The 19,490-nt window shown below is 69.3% G+C and carries 17 protein-coding genes; 9 read left to right on the top strand and 8 right to left on the bottom strand.

Annotated elements, in window-relative coordinates; genetic code table 11:
- The first annotated feature begins 12 nt into the window (after positions 1 to 12).
- A complete protein-coding gene (locus AB0O01_RS00135) occupies positions 13 to 1,377 on the top strand; it encodes a zinc-ribbon domain-containing protein (protein WP_365310449.1) in 1,365 nt (454 codons plus the stop codon).
- 36 nt (positions 1,378 to 1,413) lie between these two features.
- Here AB0O01_RS00135 and AB0O01_RS00130 read toward each other — a convergent pair whose 3' ends face one another.
- The 7 genes from AB0O01_RS00130 to AB0O01_RS00100 all read right to left on the bottom strand — a co-directional run bounded on the left by AB0O01_RS00130 (position 1,414) and on the right by AB0O01_RS00100 (position 9,488).
- Positions 1,414 to 1,644, bottom strand: coding sequence for a tetratricopeptide repeat protein (locus AB0O01_RS00130; RefSeq protein WP_365309281.1), 231 nt, complete (start codon positions 1,642 to 1,644; stop codon positions 1,414 to 1,416).
- 502 nt (positions 1,645 to 2,146) lie between these two features.
- Positions 2,147 to 3,352 carry a sugar transferase gene (locus tag AB0O01_RS00125; RefSeq protein WP_365310446.1) on the bottom strand — a complete coding sequence of 402 codons (1,206 nt, stop codon included), beginning with the start codon at positions 3,350 to 3,352 and terminating at the stop codon, positions 2,147 to 2,149.
- A gap of 6 nt (positions 3,353 to 3,358) precedes the next feature.
- The gene (locus AB0O01_RS00120) at positions 3,359 to 4,060 is read right to left on the bottom strand and encodes a sigma-70 family RNA polymerase sigma factor (RefSeq protein WP_365309279.1); all 702 of its coding nucleotides are present in this window, start codon (positions 4,058 to 4,060) and stop codon (positions 3,359 to 3,361) included.
- Between the two features lie 1,470 nt (positions 4,061 to 5,530).
- Entirely contained in the window at positions 5,531 to 7,387 is a 1,857-nt protein-coding gene (locus tag AB0O01_RS00115) for a hypothetical protein (RefSeq protein ID WP_365309277.1), read from the bottom strand.
- Between the two features lie 548 nt (positions 7,388 to 7,935).
- On the bottom strand, positions 7,936 to 8,103 hold the full coding sequence (locus tag AB0O01_RS00110; RefSeq protein WP_365309275.1) for a hypothetical protein: 168 nt from the start codon (positions 8,101 to 8,103) through the stop codon (positions 7,936 to 7,938).
- 207 nt (positions 8,104 to 8,310) lie between these two features.
- Positions 8,311 to 8,985 carry a hypothetical protein gene (locus tag AB0O01_RS00105; protein WP_365309273.1) on the bottom strand — a complete coding sequence of 225 codons (675 nt, stop codon included), beginning with the start codon at positions 8,983 to 8,985 and terminating at the stop codon, positions 8,311 to 8,313.
- A gap of 149 nt (positions 8,986 to 9,134) precedes the next feature.
- A complete protein-coding gene (locus AB0O01_RS00100) occupies positions 9,135 to 9,488 on the bottom strand; it encodes a hypothetical protein (protein ID WP_365309271.1) in 354 nt (117 codons plus the stop codon).
- Positions 9,489 to 9,917: 429 nt separating this feature from the next.
- Here AB0O01_RS00100 and AB0O01_RS00095 point away from each other — a divergent pair, with 429 nt between their 5' ends.
- Positions 9,918 to 12,086, top strand: a complete 2,169-nt coding sequence (locus AB0O01_RS00095; RefSeq protein ID WP_365309269.1) for a helix-turn-helix transcriptional regulator — start codon at positions 9,918 to 9,920, stop codon at positions 12,084 to 12,086.
- A gap of 53 nt (positions 12,087 to 12,139) precedes the next feature.
- Here the strand turns inward: AB0O01_RS00095 and AB0O01_RS00090 are convergent, their stop codons facing one another.
- Positions 12,140 to 13,192, bottom strand: a complete 1,053-nt coding sequence (locus AB0O01_RS00090; protein ID WP_365309267.1) for a TniQ family protein — start codon at positions 13,190 to 13,192, stop codon at positions 12,140 to 12,142.
- 100 nt (positions 13,193 to 13,292) lie between these two features.
- On the opposite strand from AB0O01_RS00090, the gene AB0O01_RS00085 reads away from it, so the two are divergent.
- From AB0O01_RS00085 to AB0O01_RS00055, 7 genes are all read left to right on the top strand, one after another.
- Positions 13,293 to 13,862, top strand: a complete 570-nt coding sequence (locus AB0O01_RS00085; RefSeq protein ID WP_365309265.1) for a hypothetical protein — start codon at positions 13,293 to 13,295, stop codon at positions 13,860 to 13,862.
- A gap of 16 nt (positions 13,863 to 13,878) precedes the next feature.
- Positions 13,879 to 14,841 carry a hypothetical protein gene (locus AB0O01_RS00080; RefSeq protein ID WP_365309263.1) on the top strand — a complete coding sequence of 321 codons (963 nt, stop codon included), beginning with the start codon at positions 13,879 to 13,881 and terminating at the stop codon, positions 14,839 to 14,841.
- Positions 14,842 to 14,945: 104 nt separating this feature from the next.
- Positions 14,946 to 15,551, top strand: coding sequence for a DNA-binding protein (locus AB0O01_RS00075; RefSeq protein ID WP_365309261.1), 606 nt, complete (start codon positions 14,946 to 14,948; stop codon positions 15,549 to 15,551).
- A gap of 23 nt (positions 15,552 to 15,574) precedes the next feature.
- Entirely contained in the window at positions 15,575 to 17,611 is a 2,037-nt protein-coding gene (locus AB0O01_RS00070; RefSeq protein ID WP_365309259.1) for a hypothetical protein, read from the top strand.
- A complete protein-coding gene (locus AB0O01_RS00065; protein WP_365309257.1) occupies positions 17,611 to 18,327 on the top strand; it encodes a helix-turn-helix domain containing protein in 717 nt (238 codons plus the stop codon). Before AB0O01_RS00070 ends, AB0O01_RS00065 begins: the two co-directional genes overlap by 1 nt.
- Before the next feature lie 84 nt (positions 18,328 to 18,411).
- Positions 18,412 to 18,681: a helix-turn-helix transcriptional regulator gene (locus AB0O01_RS00060; protein ID WP_365309255.1), complete on the top strand. Its 270-nt coding sequence runs from the start codon at positions 18,412 to 18,414 to the stop codon at positions 18,679 to 18,681.
- Positions 18,682 to 19,157: 476 nt separating this feature from the next.
- Positions 19,158 to 19,418, top strand: coding sequence for a hypothetical protein (locus tag AB0O01_RS00055; protein ID WP_365309253.1), 261 nt, complete (start codon positions 19,158 to 19,160; stop codon positions 19,416 to 19,418).
- Positions 19,419 to 19,490 lie beyond the last annotated feature (72 nt).

Here is a 19,490-nt window from a genome sequence, read left to right as displayed (position 1 = left end):
TCGCTGGCCGAGGTGGATCCTGCGCTGGCACGACAGTTCCGCCGCAACCTTAGCCGTCCCGACCGCGGTCCGGACACCCTGCGCCCGCAGTCGCATGACCTGTGCGAGTGGGAGTGCGCTCAAGGGCATTTCTGGCCGGCGATGCTCGCCAACCGCACCAATGGGCGCGGCTGTTCGGACTGCACCGGCCATGGCCGCTCCCCGTTCGAGTGCAACGTCGCCATGCTCGTCGAGGCCGCCTGCGGGCTCGGCGTGGAACTGGATCACCGTCTCCGCCTGCCCGGGCGCCGTCAGGACCGCTTCGACCTGTACCTGCCCGAGCCGGCCCCCGGCCTGCTCATCGACCTGGACCCGGAATGGACCCACAACAGGCCAGGAAGCCTGGAGCGTGACACCGCCAAGACGAAGGCGGCACTCGCCGCCGGACTCGACGTGGAACGCATCCGAAGCCGCGGGCTGCCGCCCGTCCCGGTGGTCGGCCTGGCCCACCATGAGGCCGGGCCGGGGGTGAACCCCGAGGACTGGGCGGAGGCGGTGGGTGTCGTACTGCGAGGCCGCGGCCTTTCCTGGCGACAGCTCACACCGGCCGAGGCCACCGCGGCGCTCACCAAGGGTGCGCAGCTGTGGCAGAAGGCCGTGGCCGGCCCCGAAGTGTCGGCGGTGGACGTGGCGCCGCACCTGAAGGAGGAGTTCGTCACGAACCTCACCAACCCCGGCAAGACCCCCGATCGGATGCCGCCCGGCTGCAACGACGTGTGTCGGTGGCGGTGCCGGAAGCCGGACTGCGGCTACGAATGGAAGGCCGTACTGAACAGCCGGGCGCTTACCGGCCGCGGCTGCAGCCAGTGCGCCCGCGCACGGGTGGGCGCGGCCAACAGCAGGCCCGCTCCCGGTGAATCACTTGCCGAGGTCAACCCGACGATGGCCGCAGAACTCATCGAGGTCGTCGGCCACCCCGGCTGGACCGCGTTCGACCTGCTTCCCACGTCGAACAAGACATGCCAGTGGCGGTGCCCCGAACCGCATTGCCGCTTCGAGTACCCCGCCCCTCCAAACCGCCGCACGGGCCAGTCGAGCGGATGCCCCCGATGCGCTCGCCGACGCACCGTCGCAGCCAGGGTGCGCCCCAAGCCCGGCAAATCCCTGCACGACGTGCACCCAGCCATGGCCAGCGAGCTTGTCGAAGTCATCGACGAACCCAACCTGGCCGCGAAGGAACTGAGGCCGAGTTCCACCAAACTGTGCTGGTGGATCTGCTCGAAGCCCGGCTGTCCGGGGCGCTGGGACGCCACGCCCGATCAGCGATCCCGCCGCGGCGGCACCGGCAAACGCTGCCCGGTCTGTCACCCGCCGCGCAGAAGCCGCACCCGGCCGTGATTCCCCGACCTTCTCGGCTTCTCATTGCAATGCCGGTCATGCCGCCTCATCGCTTGACGTCGCCGCCCGCACCCGCCGTCCCGCCGGGCCGTGTGTGCGTCTCCGCCAGCGCCACGTGTGCTGCTCTCGCCAGCTGCCCAGCCGGTTGTCCACGGAGACCGTGTACGGATGGCGCGGTCCGAATGTCGCCCGGTAGTCGGCGAGAGCACGTTCCAGCGCATCGATGGCGGCCGACCTGTCGCCTTGAGACCAGTAGAGAAGGTGCACAGGCCAGAGAGCAATCACAGCAGCTGATCCTCAACCGATAGCTGACGTCTGGCTGAGACCGAATATGACAGATTCCGCTCCGTTCGTGGCGCGGACGATCGAGGCTTGCGTGATGTTGATCGATTGGCCTGAGGGTGACGGAGCGTGTTGCACGCTGGGGTCCCCGAGACGCTCTACATAACGCGGACCACGCCGGGCGGCAGTGGTCACGCGTCTGATCTGCTCCTGAACAGTCAGAAGGGACCACTTTGCAGAGGGAACATGAAGATCCGGGGATTCCCTCCGGCCCGTCGGCGAAGATGAGTACGTCGGAGAAGTTCGCAACGTTCAATTCCGCTGCCGTGACCGGGCTGGGCTCGTACGTGGCCAGCGGGTCGTACTTCGTGATGTGCGCAGCTGGCGCGCTGGCCCTGATCTTGCTAGCCGTGGTGTTCGCCGTGGCCGGGAGGTGATGAAGGGGGGCCTGCTCACAGCAGGCCCCCCTTCATTTCGCGTTCTGTCTCTAGGCCACGGTCTCGTGCAGTGACCAGCGCTCCAGGCGGATGCGCTCGGTGGGCGCCTTCGAAGCGGTGCCTTCCTGCTGCTGTCCGTCTGATGGCGGCGAACCGGCGTCAGCCCGCAGGGGCACTCCCAGCCGAGGACCGGAACCCGGTCGGATCACCAGCATGGCGAAGACCGCATTGCTGAACAGTCGCAGCGCAAGCCGTTTGTCGAGCAGCACCTCCCGGCACAGGACGTTCACCTGTGCCGGCACCACTTCCGCCAGGTAGCGATCCGGATCCGTCTCCAGGTGCCGGGCATCCTCGTACACGGCTCCGATGAGTCCCGGCCGGTGATGGAAGACCCAGCGGCATTCGTCGGGATAGCGTGCAGCGACATCCGGCGGTTCCGGTTTGGGCCCGACCAGCGTGAGATCGCCCCGCAGCAGGTTCCATAGACGCGGAAAATGCTCGGCCACCCGAAGCCACCTGCTGGTGCGTGAGGACGACTGCGAACTCCGGTATTTGAGCAGCCGAATCGGGTAGCCGCCCTGCCCCACTCTGGCATTGCGTTCGATCACCGGCCCACCGCCTCGAAGAGCGACGAGCAAGGCGGTGGCCGCCATCGGCAGCGTTGTCGCCAGCAATGCGATTACGGCCACTGCCACATCCACGATCCTGCGGCCGAGCGGCAGCGCAATGGGCTCGCATCCCAGCCCTGTTACTGCGCGCTGCTTCACAGGGCGCCGCAGCAGCATCGCCGCTGTGACGGCGAAGGAAGCTGCCATGGCGGTGATGGTCACCGCATCGGGTGTCCCGCTTCTGCCGCCGCCGTTGGCGAGGAACTGCCACAGGGCCAGTGCCGTCGCGGTCAGCTGCACGGTCAGAGCCCACCGCAGACCCGGTCGTGCTGGCCTGCGCCGAGTCGTCGGCGGACAGGCTGCACCCGACGACTCGAGCAGATCGCGCTGGATGACCAAGTTGGTCAGCGTGTCATCACCCGACGCGTGGCTTTCCACCGCGGCCTGGGTGAACGCCTTGACCTTGATCTTCAGCAGCAGCTCGTCCGTCTTCTTCGCCGTGACGATCCGGTCGGCGGCCTCGTCGACCTCGGCCATGTAACCGGCGAGGAGAGCCTCGCCTGCCGGGTCGTTCTCCTCCGAAAGAATGACCCGGTAGCTCTGCCGCGGGATCCTCTTGCCTTCCCAGACGTTGCCGAGTTCCTCCATCTTCACTTACCCCCCCCAGTGGCGCTTCGGCTCTGATTGAGCACCGGTCTCGCTCAGCTCGAGTTCCTGTTCGGCTGCGATGGCCTTCTTGAGCCGGTTGCGCGCATGTCGGATGTTCGAGCGAACGGTGCTGGGCTTCTTGTCCAGCAGCTTGGCGATCTCCTCAGGCGCATAACCGTCGTACAGGAACGCCATCACACGGCGCTGTTCCTGGTCCAGCAGTCGCAGATGACGCAGCGCGTCGTCCTGTTCGAGTCCCTCGTAGGCATCGGTGGCGCCGTGCTGGGCGGGTGCCCAAAACCCCCGCAGGGCTGCATCGGGCGCCTTGCGTAGCCGGACCTCGCTGTTGACGTAGGCGCGTTCGGCGGCCAGGCGGCAGTAGCTACGCGGACTGCGGATCTCATTCCAACGAGGCAGAAGCTCCGTCAGCACCTCCGAGACGGCATCCTCGGCCTCCTCCCAGGTAGCGCCAAGAGTGGCAACGAACCGCACGAGACGCTTGTGCTCCGCACGAACGAAGCTGGCGAACTCGTCGTACCCTTCCCGTCCCTGATCCTGCCTGGATGACGGTGGTTCACTGGCGCGCCTTACCATCGGGCCGCCCTGGCCGTTTTGCTCATGACCGTGAGGGATGTGAGACGGCCGAGACGTGCAATGGCTGTGCGGCTTTTCTTTCCTGCGGTGGCGCTGCGCCAGGTAACGGGGCATCAGAAGTGCAGATTGTCACGGCGATCCTTCATTCCGCACAGGTGGGAAGCAGGGCAGCGACAGGACGCCGCTTCCAGTCCGTTCGTCGTCGGGAGCCACAGCCGTCCTGCGTCTGCGGCTCCCGACGACGAACGGTCGTTGCCGGTCCAGCCCGTGCTGCGGTCGCAGGACTGCCGACACAGGACCGTGCGAGAGCGTGGCGGTGGCTTATACCAGCAGACGCTGACAGACGTGCGCGGCCGAGAGCCCAACGGAGCGGGTCTGCGCGGGTAGAACGGCAGGGATGCGGCTGTGTTGTGGTGCAACACACACCTCGGCCACACGACGGGGGAAAGCCCTGGTGAGCCTTGCCTTGTCAGCAGGCCTGTCGTGAACAAACCAGCCAAAGCCACAGGTCAATCCGTAAGCCGTGTAGAAATTAGGCGGAGTAAAAGGCATTATGGGACGTGCAAACTCAAGGTGCGTGATCTGCGTCACACTTCGTGGATCGCATGAACACTTTGAGTTGTGGGAGCAAATAAATAAAGGGCCTCACCCGCCGCCCTACCAAGACAGACGGGTGAGACCCGGGCGAACCCCGCAGGTGGCCTCGACTCTCTCGGGTCGAGGCCGTCGCCGTTAGGCGGGCCAGTGATCCAGGAGTGCCACGACGAGGTGGAGGACCGAGTAACACTCGGCGAGCCTCACCAGGAACCTCCAGAACCTGGCGGCCGCACTCCAGGTGACGGTCCGCCGGATCTCTCGGAGCCTTGCCGCCCCCCTGGACCAGCTGTGCCCGACCGACCGGAGAGCCTGTCGGGCCAACCTGCGCAGGTTCCGAATCCTCGTCGACAACCAACGGCTCATCGGAACCGCCTTTCCCTTGGTTCGGGGCCCTGTTGCCCCTAGGGAGCCGCAGGACGCGAGAGAAAGGCGAGAATGACGATATCCGGCGCAGGGGCGGTCGTACGACTACGCACGGCAATACGTGGCGCATGACACATGGGGGATTGGTTGACTCCGCATGGCCTGTTCCGGAATTCGCAGGTCAAGTCCCTGCTCGGGGTGCATGTCGTGACGTCTGGTCATGTGGATTGTGTCGAGTCGCGACCGCCCGGACCGCACCGAGGGCGTAACTGTCTGGACGCGTACGGTTACTGAACGCTTTCTTTGTTACGGACTGTCATGTTCCCTGATGTGGCATTTAATTGATGCGATCCCCGGCGTACCAGGCGCCGGAGTGCGCCGAGACCTCCGGAGAAGTCCCCTCCCAGGGGTCTCCGATGGATCTTGCGGTCGCCGCCGGAGAGTGGAGCGGCCTCGCGTACCTGTCTCGAATGCGGCCTCACGGTTGCAACCGCGATGTCAGCGGCAGAAGATCCATCGCCGGCGCGCGGCTGGGCACAGCGCGGCTGTCTGTACGAGGCAGCGAAATTTCTGCTGCGCCAAGTAGGGGCTCAGCCACTCGTCCTGACGGACGTTCCTTACAGGTCAGGCCGCCTCGGTATCCAGCTGGGCAGGGATATAGCGACTGCTGCGGTCCAGACGGATCTCCCGCACCCCGGTCAGCGGCCGGGCGAGGGGATCGTTGACCGCGGCGATGATCTGCATCGGCGCCCCGTCCGCATCCGCGTCGGCGGCCGCGTCGGCGAGCTGCTCCATGAGCCGCTCGGCCATCTGCCCGTCCAGTCCCTGGCCGCCCAGGCCACTGAGTGGTGAGTCGACCATGAAGAACAGGGGGAGCAGGACCGTCGGCACGCAGCGGGCCAGATCACGCAGCGCCAGCATGGCGCAGAGGTTGGCCAGCGTCTGCGGACCGCCGGCGACCGCCTGGTCATCGAAAGCCAGCCCGTCCACGTGAGGCAGGAACGTCTCCGGATCGATGTGGGCGTGCCGTACATCAGGGTTGACCGCCCTGAGCCGGGTGAGGAAGAGACGTGACCACTGATCCACCAGCTGTTTGAGGTCGGTGGCGAGCTTCTTCTCCGCCTCCTTCCACATCTGGTGCGCCTGGTCCTTGGACTCCTGCAGCCGGTCCCGCTCGGCCTCCAGCGCCGCCAGGACCCCGACCTCCTTGATGCGTTCCTGGAGTTGCTCCAGACGTCCGGCCAGGTGAGAGGCCTCTTTCTCGTGTGTCAGGGCGGCCGCCCGGCACGGGTCGAAGGTGGAGCGAGTGAAGTCACCGATGCCCTGTTCGACCGCCCGCACCGTCTGCCGGGCCGTGTCTTCCGTCTCCTGCGCCCGTGCCAGTTCGCTTTCCAGCCGTCCGCAGGCCTGCCGGGCCGAGGCGAGCGCCTTCTCCGCCTCCGCGAGGAGGACTGCCTGGTCCGCCAGCCGCCGCGTGTGCAGCACGTCCTGCTGTTTGCACACCCGGCAGTGGTCCTCGGGAAGGCCGTCCACGCGCAGTACCTGCGTGCACTGCGGACAGTGCTGTGGCACGGACGCCTGCTGCCTCAGCCCCTCCAGGCGGCCTTCCAGACGGCCTTCATGACGCTGCGCCTGCCGCAGCCGCTCCTCCACCGCACCGGTGTTACGGCGTGCCGACTGCTGGGCGGCCCTGGCCTGGTCGCGCTGCCGGTCGAGCTCAGCCACGTGCCGCTGATGCCTGCTCAGCTCCGCCTGAGCCTGCTGTACCCGCTCGGCCACGGTCGCGTGCTCCTGCTTCCACAACTGCTCGGTCGCCTCCAGATCCATCGGCCCGGGCAGTCCGGCGTCACGGCGCGCTGCGAGCATCGCCGCAGCCGACGCCTTCGCCTGCGCGTAGGCCGTCTTGGCTTCCTGGAACCGCTGCTGGAGGGCATCGGTGTGCTCGTCGTGCAGGCCCAGCAGCACCCGCCCCGTCAACCGGCGGACCGCGTCGCTTCCTCCGCCCAGGTAGGCGGTGGCAATGGTGGACTGCCGCAGCGACATCCACCGCTCCACCTCGGCCAACCCGACCCGGCTGCCGCCGCTGCCCAGCAGCGGGATCCCCAGCAGTTCCATGACGAACTCGCTGGCACTTGGCTCGCCGCCGCGACCGCGAGCGACCGGCCGGCGCACCTCGCCGACTGTCGGATCGCTGAGGTTCTCGAAGGACACGTGCCCGCCGCGGTGTGCAGCCGGCCGTGTCGCCTGCCACCGTGTGCCGCCGACCCGGAAGACCAGCCGGACCTGGGTACACGACCGCACTGCATGCATGATCTTCCCGCTGTTCAGACCCAGCGGATACAGCAACGACTCGAAACCCGTCGACTTCCCGGACCCGGAACACCCCACGAGCAATGTCACCACACCCGAGAAGACCTGGCCCACCCAGGACCCCTGGACCTCGAACTCGTGCCGCTCGATGATGAAAGACCGCCGACGCACCGCGCATACTCCCTCCGCCCGGCCCGCATGGCCAAGTGCCGTGGCGCCAACGAACAGTCCGCACCCGACGTGACGGGTGCCAACGCATCTCATCCACACGGATGATCAACGGACGGTATTCCCCGGGACCGCCTTGCAGCCCGAACCCCGCTGGTATCTCAGGCGGAAAGACCGCCGCCACGCCACCGCCGCCAACATGTGGCCTCGAAGCAACCGCGTCGGTGGCAATGCCGCGTTGTCCTCAAGCGTCAACATGGCCCCACCGCGCAGAGTTGACGTGGCGTCTCACGGTCGGCGCAGACATGCCGTGCCAACCCGCACGTAATTGGCCTGCCTGGAGAACGCGTCACATGCCCGGCCGCCACATCGCGTGAACACTCGACCATTACACGAAGTAGCGAGAAGAGCGCACTTCTGGGGAGTGCCCGGGAGCCAGTCACTGAACCTCTTCAGAACGGCCACCGATCGGGTGACGTCAAGAGGCGTGGTTCGGCCCAGCAGGGTGGAAGCCACCCTGCTCACCAGCATCGTCAACGCTGTGCCGCAGCTCACTCGCCAGAGTGGCTGTTGAAGAGGCTCACTGTCGTCCTCGTCACCTGCTCGCTGTAGGGGGCCTCAGAGAAGAAGGGATCCGTCATCTCGTCGTGGCGCTGCCAGGGGCCGTCCTGGTCGCCATTGCGGAGCCGCACTTCCAACCACGTGCGGTACTGCTCCATCCGACGTTCCCTGTTCTGAGACGGGGGCGCGGCGTGCGAGCTGGTGGACATCGGAGAAAGGAGACAGGACGGGGCCGGGTCTGCCGTCCTGCCTCGGGCCTGCAGGGCTGTGACCGTCCTCGAGCGGCCGGCGCCGATCGGTGCTCTGCACCGATTGCTGGATGCCGTCGTGGTGTGTGAGCACAGGCCCGGTGGTGGTCCGGGGCGTCAGTGCTCTTTGATGAGCGGAGTCCGCCGCAGGAATTCGGTGCGCAGCCCCGTGATGACCTTTTCCGCCTGCTGCTGGGTGGGCAGGGTGACCGTGGCACGCGGCCAGGGAACCGAAGCCCACTCGCGTTGTGCTGCCGCAAGCCGCTGTGCTGGGTCGGCCAGGGTCGCTGGCAAGCTGTGCCAGGCCCGGGCGGCGGCCTGCTGGAACGCGGGAGCTAGCCGGTGAAGCTGCAGTGGATCGAAGATCAGCAGATGAGGTGCTGTTGAGTAGGGCGCGGCCGTGACGACGCCGACGTGTCCCGCGTAGTCCATGAAGAACAGGCGATCGCGTTTCGCGCCCAGCACCCGCTGCATTTCCTGCTGCCAGGGCTGGGAAAGAAGCCACTTCTCCTTGGCTCTCGCCAGTTCGGCGTTGTCGTCACTGGCGGCTCCGGCACGGAAGGCCGGCAGAAAGTGCCAGTACTCCTCCTCCGCCGCGCAGGCAGCCTCATGCAGTTTCGACAGGAACGAGCCGACCAGCTCGGCGGGCACCGTGAAGACCTTGGGTGCCCTGGTGAAGGGCCCGGTCCTGACGACGAGGACACCGGGCGAGGTGCCGATCTCGGTCGCGTCTGCCACGACGATGGCAGGGACCAGGCGTGGACGGCCAGCGTTGGCTTTGCGTTTGGTCACGAGGAGGAAGCCCTTTCAAGGGGGCGGCAGGATCGATGTCGGGGGAGAGGGCGCTTTGCAGCGCGTGCCTGTAGGTACAGGCCGCTCTGTCGACAGCCGTCCGCCGGTGACGTGAGGTGCAACGAGCGGATGATCTGGGGAGATGCGTGTCAGATCTGCAGAATCGGATCGTCATCGAAGCGTCCGACCAGTTGGTTGTCGAGGAGTTCCTTGGTGATGGCTTCGGTGCCGGTCTCGATGGCTTCCTGGGCGCTCTGGCAGACGAGATAGGACAGCGGCTTCATGTAGCCGCCGGTACGGCGGTGCAGGTGGGCGGCGAGCTTGAGCAGGTCACCTGGACGGTGTTGGTGCAGGCGCAGGTCCTCGTCGAGGGCCTTGATGACCTGGTGGAAGAGTTCGTAGTCGTCGGCGCTGTAGGGCCGTTCCTGGCGGACCTGGCTCACGGGCTTCTCCAGCAGCCGCCCAGCGGGGGACAGGAACTGCGCCCACACCACCTCAGCCACGGCACCACCTCTCACGACGGCAAAGCACGGACATCGCCCGCGTGATCGATCCGGGCGATGCCGATCACCGTGGCCGCCTACTGCCCCATGAGGAAAGCGATCCGGATCGAACACCCTCGAACGAGCGAGCGCGCGCCACATTCGCGCGCCGTTCGATCGCGCAGGCGAACCGGCTGTCGTGCCAGGTGAACCCGTACCGAGAGGCCGGAGACAGGGGGGCGCAGGGCAACATCCGGTGCACGCTTGCTCGAATGGATCAGATTTTCCGGCCCGGTTCCGCGGCATCCGTGCAGGTCGACGGCCAGCGGAACGTTCATGCGTACGAAGCATGCACTTTGCGGATTCATGCATGCTGCGCTGCAAAGCGCATCTCCTGTGAAGAGAGGTGCCGCACCCGATACGAAACACCAGTGGGGGCCGACCCAGCCCATGGACGGACTGTTCGACTTCAACGCCATCCCGGAGTCCGGGCCCGCGCCCGGCGGCCTGCCCGTGCCGGCGCAACGGCGCAGACTGCGCCGCGAGTCCGGCCTGTCCGTGTACCAGATCGCCGACGCCTGCGGCGTGAGCGAGGACACCGTCCACGCCTGGGAACAGGGCAGCACCACCCCACGCAGCGACACCGCGGCCATCTACGGCCATCTGCTGGCCGCCCTGAAGGCACGGCAGGAGGGCACTGCCGCGCCGGAACCCCCGCCCGCCCAGGCACCCGACTGGGCCGCACTGGGCGCCCTCCGCCACGAGATCCCCACCCAGGCGGCAGCCCACGCACCGTGCCGCCGCTGCCGGCAGCCCACACCCCACCGCGTCGGCGGCCACCCCCAACACCTGGGCACCCGCTGCCCCGCGGCCGGCACAGAACAGACCCAGCCCGCCCCGCCCGCACCCCGGCCAGCCGCAGCCCGACCCGCCGGTCCCGCCCCTGCCATGACGTCGCCGTACCCGCCCAGCCCGCCCGCCCCCACAGCGCGGCTTGCCTACCCGCCGCTGGGGGCCAGAGGCATCTCCGACGGCCCCCTGGCCGTCCTCGAGGCCGGCCCGTCGGGGCTGATCGCCCACCTCGCCGGCGGCCGCACCCGGGCCTGTCCCGCCGATGACGTGCAGGGGCTGCTGGCCTGGGCCGTGAACACCCCGCTCGGCGCGGCTTCCGTGCGCCGCGAAGCCCTGCCGCCCGGCCCGCTGCTGGTGCTCACGTCCACTGCCCGCGCCCGCCTGGCGCTGCCCGCCGGCCTGCCCGGCCTGCCCGCACGGCATCCGCGCAGCGACCACCCGCTGCTGCAGCAGACCCGCGCGATCGGCTGGCAGACCGACGCCGACGGCCTGGGCCCCTGGACGCGACTGCATCCCACCGCCGGTGACCCCGTCTGCGACAGCATCCACCTCGCCGTCACCGACTGGGGCGCCCTGCACGACGACGCCTGGAACCTGTCCGAACGGCTCGCCCCCGGCGAACTCGCCGCCGCCCTGGGCCAGTACGCGTCGCTGGTTCGTACCCCGCTGGGCCCCCCGGGTGCTTGCGGCCACCAGCTCATGCGCGACCTGCGCCCGCCCGCCCACCGCCACACCGCCACCGGCGCCCTGCTGACCCCGGGAGTGGGCGGAGCCCTGACGATGACGGTCGACCCGGCCCCCTGCGAGGCCCCGCCCGGCCACCAACTGGCTGTTCACCGCACCGAGCAGGACACCCTCGCCGACACCGACATCGACTGGTGGCGTCATCCCGCCCCCGACGAAGCCGACCGCGCCTACGCGGTATGCCTGGCGGTCAACCTGTTCCACCTCGCCGGAATCAGAGAGATCCAGGTCGCCGACGGACCGGCCCGCCACGCCCCCCACCCGCCCTTCGACCGCAAACGGCCCGGCAGCTGGCTCGCTGACCTCTCCGCCGTTGCCCAGCACCCGATGCTGCCCCCGGCCTTCGCCGGCACCGGCCCCGCCTGGCACACCACCCCCGCGGTCGCCTACGCCGCACTGCGCGCGGGCACAGCACAGCTGAAACCACCCGCCGAGGGCTGGCTGCGCCCCGGCTCCACCAGCCCCTACCTCGCCCCCTGGTACGACCACCTGCGCCTGGCCCGCCTGGCCGTCCTGGAACGCCTCGGCATCACTGCCACCATGGACGCCCCCGACCTCCTGGCCGCCCTCGCCGCCCTGCCCCAGGCCGACCCCCTGCAGCGGGCCCTGCTGCACGCCGTCCACGCCACCGGCGAGGACGCCCTGACCGCACTGGCCCAGCCACTCGCCCACCCCGACCAGGCCGCTCTGACCGCCTGGCCCACCCCCAAGGAGCCCACCTGGCGCCCCGACCTGTACGCCGCAGCCATCGCCAACGCCCGTGCCAACGTCCACCGCAAACTCGCCCGCACCGCCCGCACCGGCTACTGGCCCCTCGCGGTCGCCGGCGGCCACATCGTGTACGCCACCCGCACCCCGCACCTGACCGAGATCACCGAAACACCCGGCAGCGACTTCCGGATCGGTATCTCACCCGGCCACGTCCTCCCCGTCGCGGTACGCCCCCTGCACTGGTACACGGACCGCTGCGCCGAGGGCACGAACCCCGCCCGGCTGCTCAAGGACACCTGCCCGTCATGGTGAGCACCGCGCCCGCCCGCGGCGCTTCCCGCCCGCCTGGGGAGGCCTCCTCCTTCTCACTCCGCGGCGGCCACGGGCCGGCCCAGCCGCCAGTCAAGACACGAGGCGTCCTCAAGCGCCCCTCGTTCCGGCAGGCCGTGATGCGGATCCATGACCGGCAGGTGCCCCGTCCGGTAGCCGGCCGGCGGCGCCGGCCGGGCCAGCCGGTCCACCACCGGTGCGGTGATGCGATGCTGCAGCATCCACTGGCGCAGCATCCGGTAGCTGCCGTACTCCATCGGGCCAGGCATACCCAGCCGCTCGCCCACAAAGGCGATCCAGGGCTTCGAGACCCAGCCCGGTGCACCGCCCGCGAACTCCCGACCCCAGAGCCGCTGCCGCTCGTACACGGCCATGGCCTCGGCGACGACGACCGCCTCCGGGTAGACGACCAGCGGCACCGCCCACCGATGCCTCCCGGTGCCCAGCGCCCCCTCCCGGCCGGCCCAGAGCGTCTCCGAACCCATCTGGCGGCCCTGCCACCAGGCCGCAGCCACCTGCAACGCATCGGCCAGCAGCGCCCGCGCGTACGGTCCCACCCGCTGCTGCAGACGCACCCGACGCCGATGCGCCCGCACCACCTCTCCAAGCCCGGACAGAGAGACCTGGGCAGGGCCGCCGCCGGCGGTGCTGCGCAGCCACCGGCCGTGGCGCACGCACACCTGCCACGGATCGCCTGCGGCCAGCACCACCGGTGTCACGAGATCGTCGTGCCGGGTCAGACATCCCGGGCATGGCTCGAGCGGCGTCCACTGCCCGGGCCAGGGCTCCACCCGCACCGGCGTGCGGCGGCCGCCACCGGTGCCGGCGGCCAGCGTGGGAAGGGCACGGCACAGCTCCTGGGGCGTGCGCCGGGCCATCACCGCCAGCCGCTCGGCGCCCTGTTCACCAAGGAACACCTCCTGCGCCCACGGATCCAGCTCCCCGGGCGGCCGGTGCGCTCCTGCCTCCCGCAGCACCTCTTTCACGGGCAGGTCGTTGAGGTGGGCCAGCCGGCGGACAAAGGAGGCCGTCGCCTCACCCGGCACCGGCTCCAGCCCCACCAGTTTCGGCACCGCCTCCGTGTCCATGCCCGCCTCCCGTATCCCCGGGCCGGGCCCCTCCCGCCCCTTCACCGCGGACAACGACCAGCCAAGACCCCGGTAACCCCGGGCAGGAGACCACCCCACCGTGCCGCCGCTGAACACCTCTGTCGCCCACGCGCTCGACCTCGCCGACGCCCGGCACTGGACACGACAACCACCCAAGCGACCCGCCACACGCCTGCGCCACCTGCTGCGCCGGACCAGCCCGAGCGTCCTCGCACCGCGCCTGTTCGCCTATCCCCACGCCCTCACCCGCTGGGCCGAGGGCGACCTCAGCGGCCTCACGCCCGCCCAGGCCACCCTCATCGAACGCGAGATCTACCGCACCTGGCAGCCGGACGTCCGCCGCCGCGCACATCAGCAGATCCTCGACCACGACGGCTGCGTCACCGCCCAGCTCCACGCCCGTTTCGCCTACACCACCCTCAGCGGCGAATTCCACGACCCCCGCCTGCTGCGCGTGACCGAGGACCTGCCCGCCCTCCATGCCCGCCGGCTCTTTGACGCCCGTCACTGCGACGCCGACGAAGCCGAACTGCGCCGCATCCTTGCCGACGGCATCGGCGAGGCCTACTTCTTCCGCGCCCTGCCCGCAGATCAGCAGCAGGCCGCCGTGACCATCAGCGACCTGCACCTCATCCAGTTCCACTACTGACCCCAGGAGGGCCCTCATGGCCGTCATCTACGCCTTCCAGGACCCCGGCGGACGCTGGCACGGAGACCCCGACGCCCCTCTCCTCGACCCCGCCGACGACCCCGGCCGCGGAATCCTCACCTACCAGCCCGTGCCCGGAACCCCCGAAGCGGCCAGCCCTTTCACCGGCCAGCGGCTCATCGTCCTGTACGGCGTCACCGACCTGGAGACCGGTCCCGTCTCCTACCAACTCGACACCGGTGGCCGCTTCCTGGCCACCTGGCACATCCACACCCTCCTCGCTTCACCGATGGGCGCTACCCCGGTGCCCGCACCGTGCGACACGCCGCCCGACCCCCTGCCAGCGCCCTGCCTGGAGTCCGCCTTCACCGAAAACGGCCGCCGCTACATTCTGACCGGCACCCGCTGCGGCAACGGACAACTCACCCTGGAACTCACCATCAGCAGCGAGCGCGGAGACATCCAAGGAGAACTCTGCGGCGCCGTCCCCGCCGACGGCCTCGCGCCCCTGGCCCGTCTCCTGGACGCCGCCTCCCGCACCCTCACCACCCCCGCCTCTGTCCCCCCGCCCCGCCAGGGCAGCGGGTGGGTGTCCGCAGACTGTGCTCGGCTCGCCGCCCGGTTCCGTCAGGAACGCGACTTCACCGTCCTCGCCGCGGAGTTCGGTTGTTCCCGCGGTGCCATCCACGACGAACTCGCACGCCAGGGACTGATCCGGACACCCGGATCCGACCGTGCCACCCCCGCCAGCAAGCCCCTTTCCGACGTCATGCAGCAACGCCGCCAGATCCACCGCAACTCTCACGCCCGCTGGAGCGACGAAGAAGAGCGGCAGCTGGCCCGGCGCTGCGCCGACGGGATCCTGATCCCCGAGCTCAGCAACGAGTTCGGCCGCAGCGAACAAGCCATCGAATCACGGCTGTTGAAGATCGGAGCAGTTGGGCCTGCCGCGGACGAAGCCCGCCTCAACGCCCTGTGACGTCCCCCAGCTTGCAAGCCAGATCAAATATCTGATCAAGCTTGCATGCCGGGTGTGTGCGCCGCTAGCGTTCCCTGCGGCACCACACACCACAGGGGGCGGACATGGCCGTGCTGCTGACCACGGGGCAGGCCGCCGCCGAACTGGACTGCGCCATCACCACCCTGCGCCGCCTCATCCGCGCCGACGTCCTGCCCGGCCTCTCCCACCGCGGCGTCCGCGTCATGATCCCCCTCGACGTCGTCCAGGCACTCCGCCAGCGCCCGCACGCCCCGCTCCACCACCTTGACACCCGGGAGATCGCCGTCCTGCGCGTTGACGCGGCCCGCCCCGCCGACGAGGACGACCACGCATGGACCGGCTACGCCCCCCACCTCGGCGCCGACCGTCTCCTTGCGAGCCTGCGCGGCTGGTGGCGCTGCGACCCCACCAGCATCGCCACCGCAGGCCTGCTGCCCGTCACCCTGTCCGGCTACATCGTCGCCGTCCTGACCGGCCTGGACACCTGGCAGCGCAACGACCAAGGCCGCCACGCCTTCCCCGACGCCCGCCTGGCCGGCTACATCACCGACCTCGCCACCCCCACGATGGAACTGACCTCCACCCGCCAAGACGACCGCGCCCTCGCCGCCCTGCTGCTCGGCACCCGCCTGCCATCCCACTCCGGCGGCCCGATCGCCTACGTCACCCCCGACACCACCGCCGGCTGACCGAGCGCCACAAAGGAACCACGATGAATACACAGACCTACACAGAAGGCCTCGCTGAGCTGCGCACGCTGCGCGACGACATCAAAAAGACCGCAGCCGCCCTGGCTCGTCTGGAATCACAACGGGACAAGACCATCACGGCCCTGGCCGCCCACGACAAGGCCAAGGCCGAGCGGATCGCCCCCGCCGCCGGCCTCAGCATCGCCGTCGTCGTCGCCCTGGCCCCCCAGCTCGCCCCCCACGACATGGACACCGCCGCACCCGCCCCGGCCGCCGCCGAACAGACACCCCCGGCTGCCCGGCCGACCACTCCCGCACCGGATGCGCCGCCCCCTACACCCCTCCAGCGGCCGACCGACCCCGCCACACCCCGTGAACTGCCCACCCTGCCCCAGGACACCGACACCGGCCGCTGGTTCACCCCCACCTCCGGCCTGGCCTCCCAGTACCCCAACTTCACCCAGAACGCCCACCCCACCGTCTTCCTGGACGCCTCCACCGGAGTCCTCGTCCACCGCGACCAGACCCTCCGCCTCGACCTCGGCGACCGGTCGGCCGCAGCCATCCTGACCGCCGTCTTCCATACCGTCCCCCCCACCATCCAGCGCATCTACATCACCGCCGGGGCACCCTGGCACCGCGACGCCGACCGCTACCCCTACCTCCGGGACGCCGTTGCCGCCTGGCTGAACGCACCCACCCCCGGCTGGCGCATCGACACCGGCCGCGGCCGCGACCGGATGGCCGGACACTTCGTCCACGCCCGCAACCCCGTCGCCCGCTACCAGCGCGAGAACGGCGACCACCACGTCGAAATCCGCAGCGCGGGGGAGTGGTTCGACCTGGACGCAACCGATACCCCCGGCATCGTCCGTGACGCCTTCCGCCTGCTGTGGGAGGAACTGCGCCGCCACTTCCCCGACGCCGTCGTCCTCGGCTCGCCCTCCCAGACCGGCCGCGACCTGTGGACCCGCACCATCCCCCGCCGGGGCAAACACGCCGACGGCTTCCCCGTCCTGTCCGAAGAACTGCGCGGCCTTCTGCACGCCACCGCCGGACAAGGCCGCAACGAACTCCTCGCTCCGCCCCGCATCCCCCAGCAACTGCCCGCGCTGATCGAATACGACCGCACCTTCGCCTACGCCAAACACACCTGGAAATCCCCGGTCGGCACCCCCCGCCGCGTCACCGGCAAGGCCTTCGCCTCAATGCCGGCCAAAGAACAGCACGACGCCCTCTACGGCTGCGGCCACTGGCACATCCGCGTCACCGTGCCCGACGGCTGGAACCACGTCGGCCTGCTCCCCGCCCCCGCCCCCGGCGAGCGTGCCTGGCACTACCCGGCCGAACCCGGCGCCACCTTCACCACCTGGGCCGGTGGACCCGAAGTCCACACCGCCCTGACCAACCCCCTCCAGCCATGGAAGGTCGAAATCCTCGACGGCATCCTGTGGGAAGCAGGCAAACCACTGGACGAATGGTCCAAAAAACTCAAAGAAACCTGGACCAACCTCACTACCCAGGCTCACTTCCAGGGCAATCCCCAACAGGCCCGCGCCGCCCACCTTGCCTCCCGCGCGGTGCGCTCCATCCTCCTCTACGGCATCGGCTCCTTTGCCCAACGTCCCCGCATGGTCACCGGCACCACCCCCCGCGCCCTGGAACGCGACGTACCCTCGGACGCCGAAATCGTTGGCTTCGATGACGAACTGATCACCTGGCAGAAACTCACCGGCTTCGCCCGCGACCCCAACGCCCACCCCGAATGGGCCGCCGCCATCTGGTCCTCCGCACGCGCCGCCCTGCTCACCCAATACCACCGCGACGAGGACACCTACGCCGGAGCCCTGCACACCCCCCCCGGCACCGTCGTCGCCTTCCGCACCGACGCCGTCTACCTCACCCAGCCCCAGAACTGGCCCTACCGCCACCGCCCCGGCGACTACCTCCTCAAAGGCCACCTGTCCGGCCCCGTCAGCGCCCCCACCAGCGAAGAAGAACTCCTCACCCTGCGCGACACTGGCCGCCAGAACCTGAACAGCACACCAGAAGAGGCCTGATGCCGCCCCGACGCCGCCACCCGGCCCTCCGGCCCGTACTCAACGAAGCCGCCCAGCTCACCGACCGACTCCAGGAAGCCGGCTACACCAAACGCGACATCGCCCGCATCATCGCCCGCGACCCCTCCCTGGTTTCGCAGTTCTACACCAGGAACAAAGGTGCAGCCTTTGTCCCCGCCCTGCGCGAAGTCCTGGCCGCAGTGCTGACCGGCGGCATCACCGACCTGCCCGAACTCGCCGTCATCGCCGCCCGCCACACCCAGCGGCGCACCACCGCCTCCGGAGCCCGCGCCCGCGTCCGAGGCAAAGCCGTCCTGATCACCCCAACCGGCTCCGGCACCGGCCGCGTCGGTGCACAGGCCATCGCCTCCGGCTCCGCCCCCCTGCGCCCCGTAATCGCCGAAGCCGCACGCCGCGGCCTTCGCCTGGCCTTCACCGTCCGCCTCGCCAAAACCGCCTACCTGCACCCCTCCGGCAGCCGCACCGACTCACCCGGCATCCGCCGCGACGTCATTCAGCGCGCCGACCACACCGAAGAACGCTCCTACGGCTCCGCCCAGACCGGCGGCTTCGACGCCGCCGACTTCGCCCGCCGCGTCAACGCCGCCAGCGGCGACGTCACCGCAGCCGTACACCAGTGGCTGGTCGAGACCGGACGCATCCACCCGGACGCCCACATCCTCCACCTCGAAATCCGTACCTGGCGCCCACGCTGACCCGTCCACCACAGCACACCTCCAGCCACCTGGGCGGACTGCTGCACAGGCATACCGGCGACGGAAAACGGTAAGTTGAGCACCATGGCGCTGTCGTCGGGGGAACGCGTGAGAGCCGCGGTTGCCGCGCTCATGCAACTGGCTGGGGAGACGCAGGGCGATCTCGCGACGGCGTTGGGAGTCAGCCAGGCCCAGGTCAGCCGCCGCCAGTCCGGCACTGCAGCATGGCCCCTGGACGACTGCGACCGAGTCGCCGCCCACTACGCCATTGACGTACTGGACCTACTCGCCGGCCCGACACGCGCATGCGAAGGCCTTTCACCGACGCGTCGGCGCTCTGCCCAGCGTCAGTAACCGCACCAACCAGAATCCGAGGACAGACGATCTGTGATCGGCCGGGTAAACCCATCCAATCTCAAATCTGGGGAAACAGAGATGACGAAGCGGCTGCCGTGCCCGCCCGCGCACGGTCCGCTGGAGGCGTACGCAGTCCGCTTCGATGATCTATTCGGGACGCTGACCTGGCCACAGACCTGCCCCACCCCGGCTCCCCACGCATCGCCGAATCGCTTTACCCGCCCGCCACCCTGGCTGGGCGGATCTACGGGCTGCGCCACTGGGGCGAGCAGAGCTACGAACAGGTCAAGGACGAACTCGGCTGGGTCGACTTCCAGGTCCGTTTCGACACTGCGATCCGGTGAAGACAGACGCTCGTGAACTGCGCGTTCAGCTTCTGCCGGAATACCTGGTCCACCCCGTCCCCGCCCACTCCAGCCGACCAGCCACCCGATCTTGACCTACCGTCAGGCTCGCTAGAGAGGGGAGAACCGATGTCCCAGCAGCCCCAGCTGGCTTGCTGGCGCCAGGCACTGCGGGCCGTCCGTGGCTGGCCGACGCCCTGGTCCACGCTGCAACGCTACTGGCCGGGCATGGTCGACGAGGCCCCCGCCCGCAGCACTCCAGGAACTGATCAACACCGTCGGCACAGGCAGACCCCCGACTGGTTCGAGGTCGTCCGCCCCACACGGACCCAGCCCCTGCACACCGTCCACATCTCCGTCCAGGACCGTTCTGCCCTGCCCCGCCGGTGACACATCCACGGGCCGGATAAATCTGTTCGGCGCTGAACACGCCGCCCTGTCTGCTTTCGTGGTGACTTCAAG

The organism is Streptomyces sp. NPDC093252, from assembly GCF_040683675.1.
Classification (GTDB): Bacteria; Actinomycetota; Actinomycetes; order Streptomycetales; family Streptomycetaceae; genus Streptomyces.
The sequence above is the reverse complement of the archived record's forward strand: the minus strand, read 5'-3'. Positions and strand labels throughout refer to the sequence as shown.

Excerpts from the sequence above, each read along its gene's own strand:
- AB0O01_RS00095 (WP_365309269.1), top strand. The coding sequence starts at position 9,918 with ATGGACGGACTGTTCGACTTCAACGCCATCCCGGAGTCCGGGCCCGCG.
- AB0O01_RS00120 (WP_365309279.1), bottom strand. The coding sequence starts at position 4,060 with ATGCCCCGTTACCTGGCGCAGCGCCACCGCAGGAAAGAAAAGCCGCAC.
- AB0O01_RS00065 (WP_365309257.1), top strand. The coding sequence starts at position 17,611 with ATGCCGCCCCGACGCCGCCACCCGGCCCTCCGGCCCGTACTCAACGAA.
- AB0O01_RS00055 (WP_365309253.1), top strand. The coding sequence starts at position 19,158 with ATGTCCCAGCAGCCCCAGCTGGCTTGCTGGCGCCAGGCACTGCGGGCC.
- AB0O01_RS00075 (WP_365309261.1), top strand. The coding sequence starts at position 14,946 with ATGGCCGTGCTGCTGACCACGGGGCAGGCCGCCGCCGAACTGGACTGC.
- AB0O01_RS00125 (WP_365310446.1), bottom strand. The coding sequence starts at position 3,352 with ATGGAGGAACTCGGCAACGTCTGGGAAGGCAAGAGGATCCCGCGGCAG.
- AB0O01_RS00090 (WP_365309267.1), bottom strand. The coding sequence starts at position 13,192 with ATGGACACGGAGGCGGTGCCGAAACTGGTGGGGCTGGAGCCGGTGCCG.
- AB0O01_RS00080 (WP_365309263.1), top strand. The coding sequence starts at position 13,879 with ATGGCCGTCATCTACGCCTTCCAGGACCCCGGCGGACGCTGGCACGGA.
- AB0O01_RS00060 (WP_365309255.1), top strand. The coding sequence starts at position 18,412 with ATGGCGCTGTCGTCGGGGGAACGCGTGAGAGCCGCGGTTGCCGCGCTC.
- AB0O01_RS00070 (WP_365309259.1), top strand. The coding sequence starts at position 15,575 with ATGAATACACAGACCTACACAGAAGGCCTCGCTGAGCTGCGCACGCTG.
- AB0O01_RS00110 (WP_365309275.1), bottom strand. The coding sequence starts at position 8,103 with ATGGAGCAGTACCGCACGTGGTTGGAAGTGCGGCTCCGCAATGGCGAC.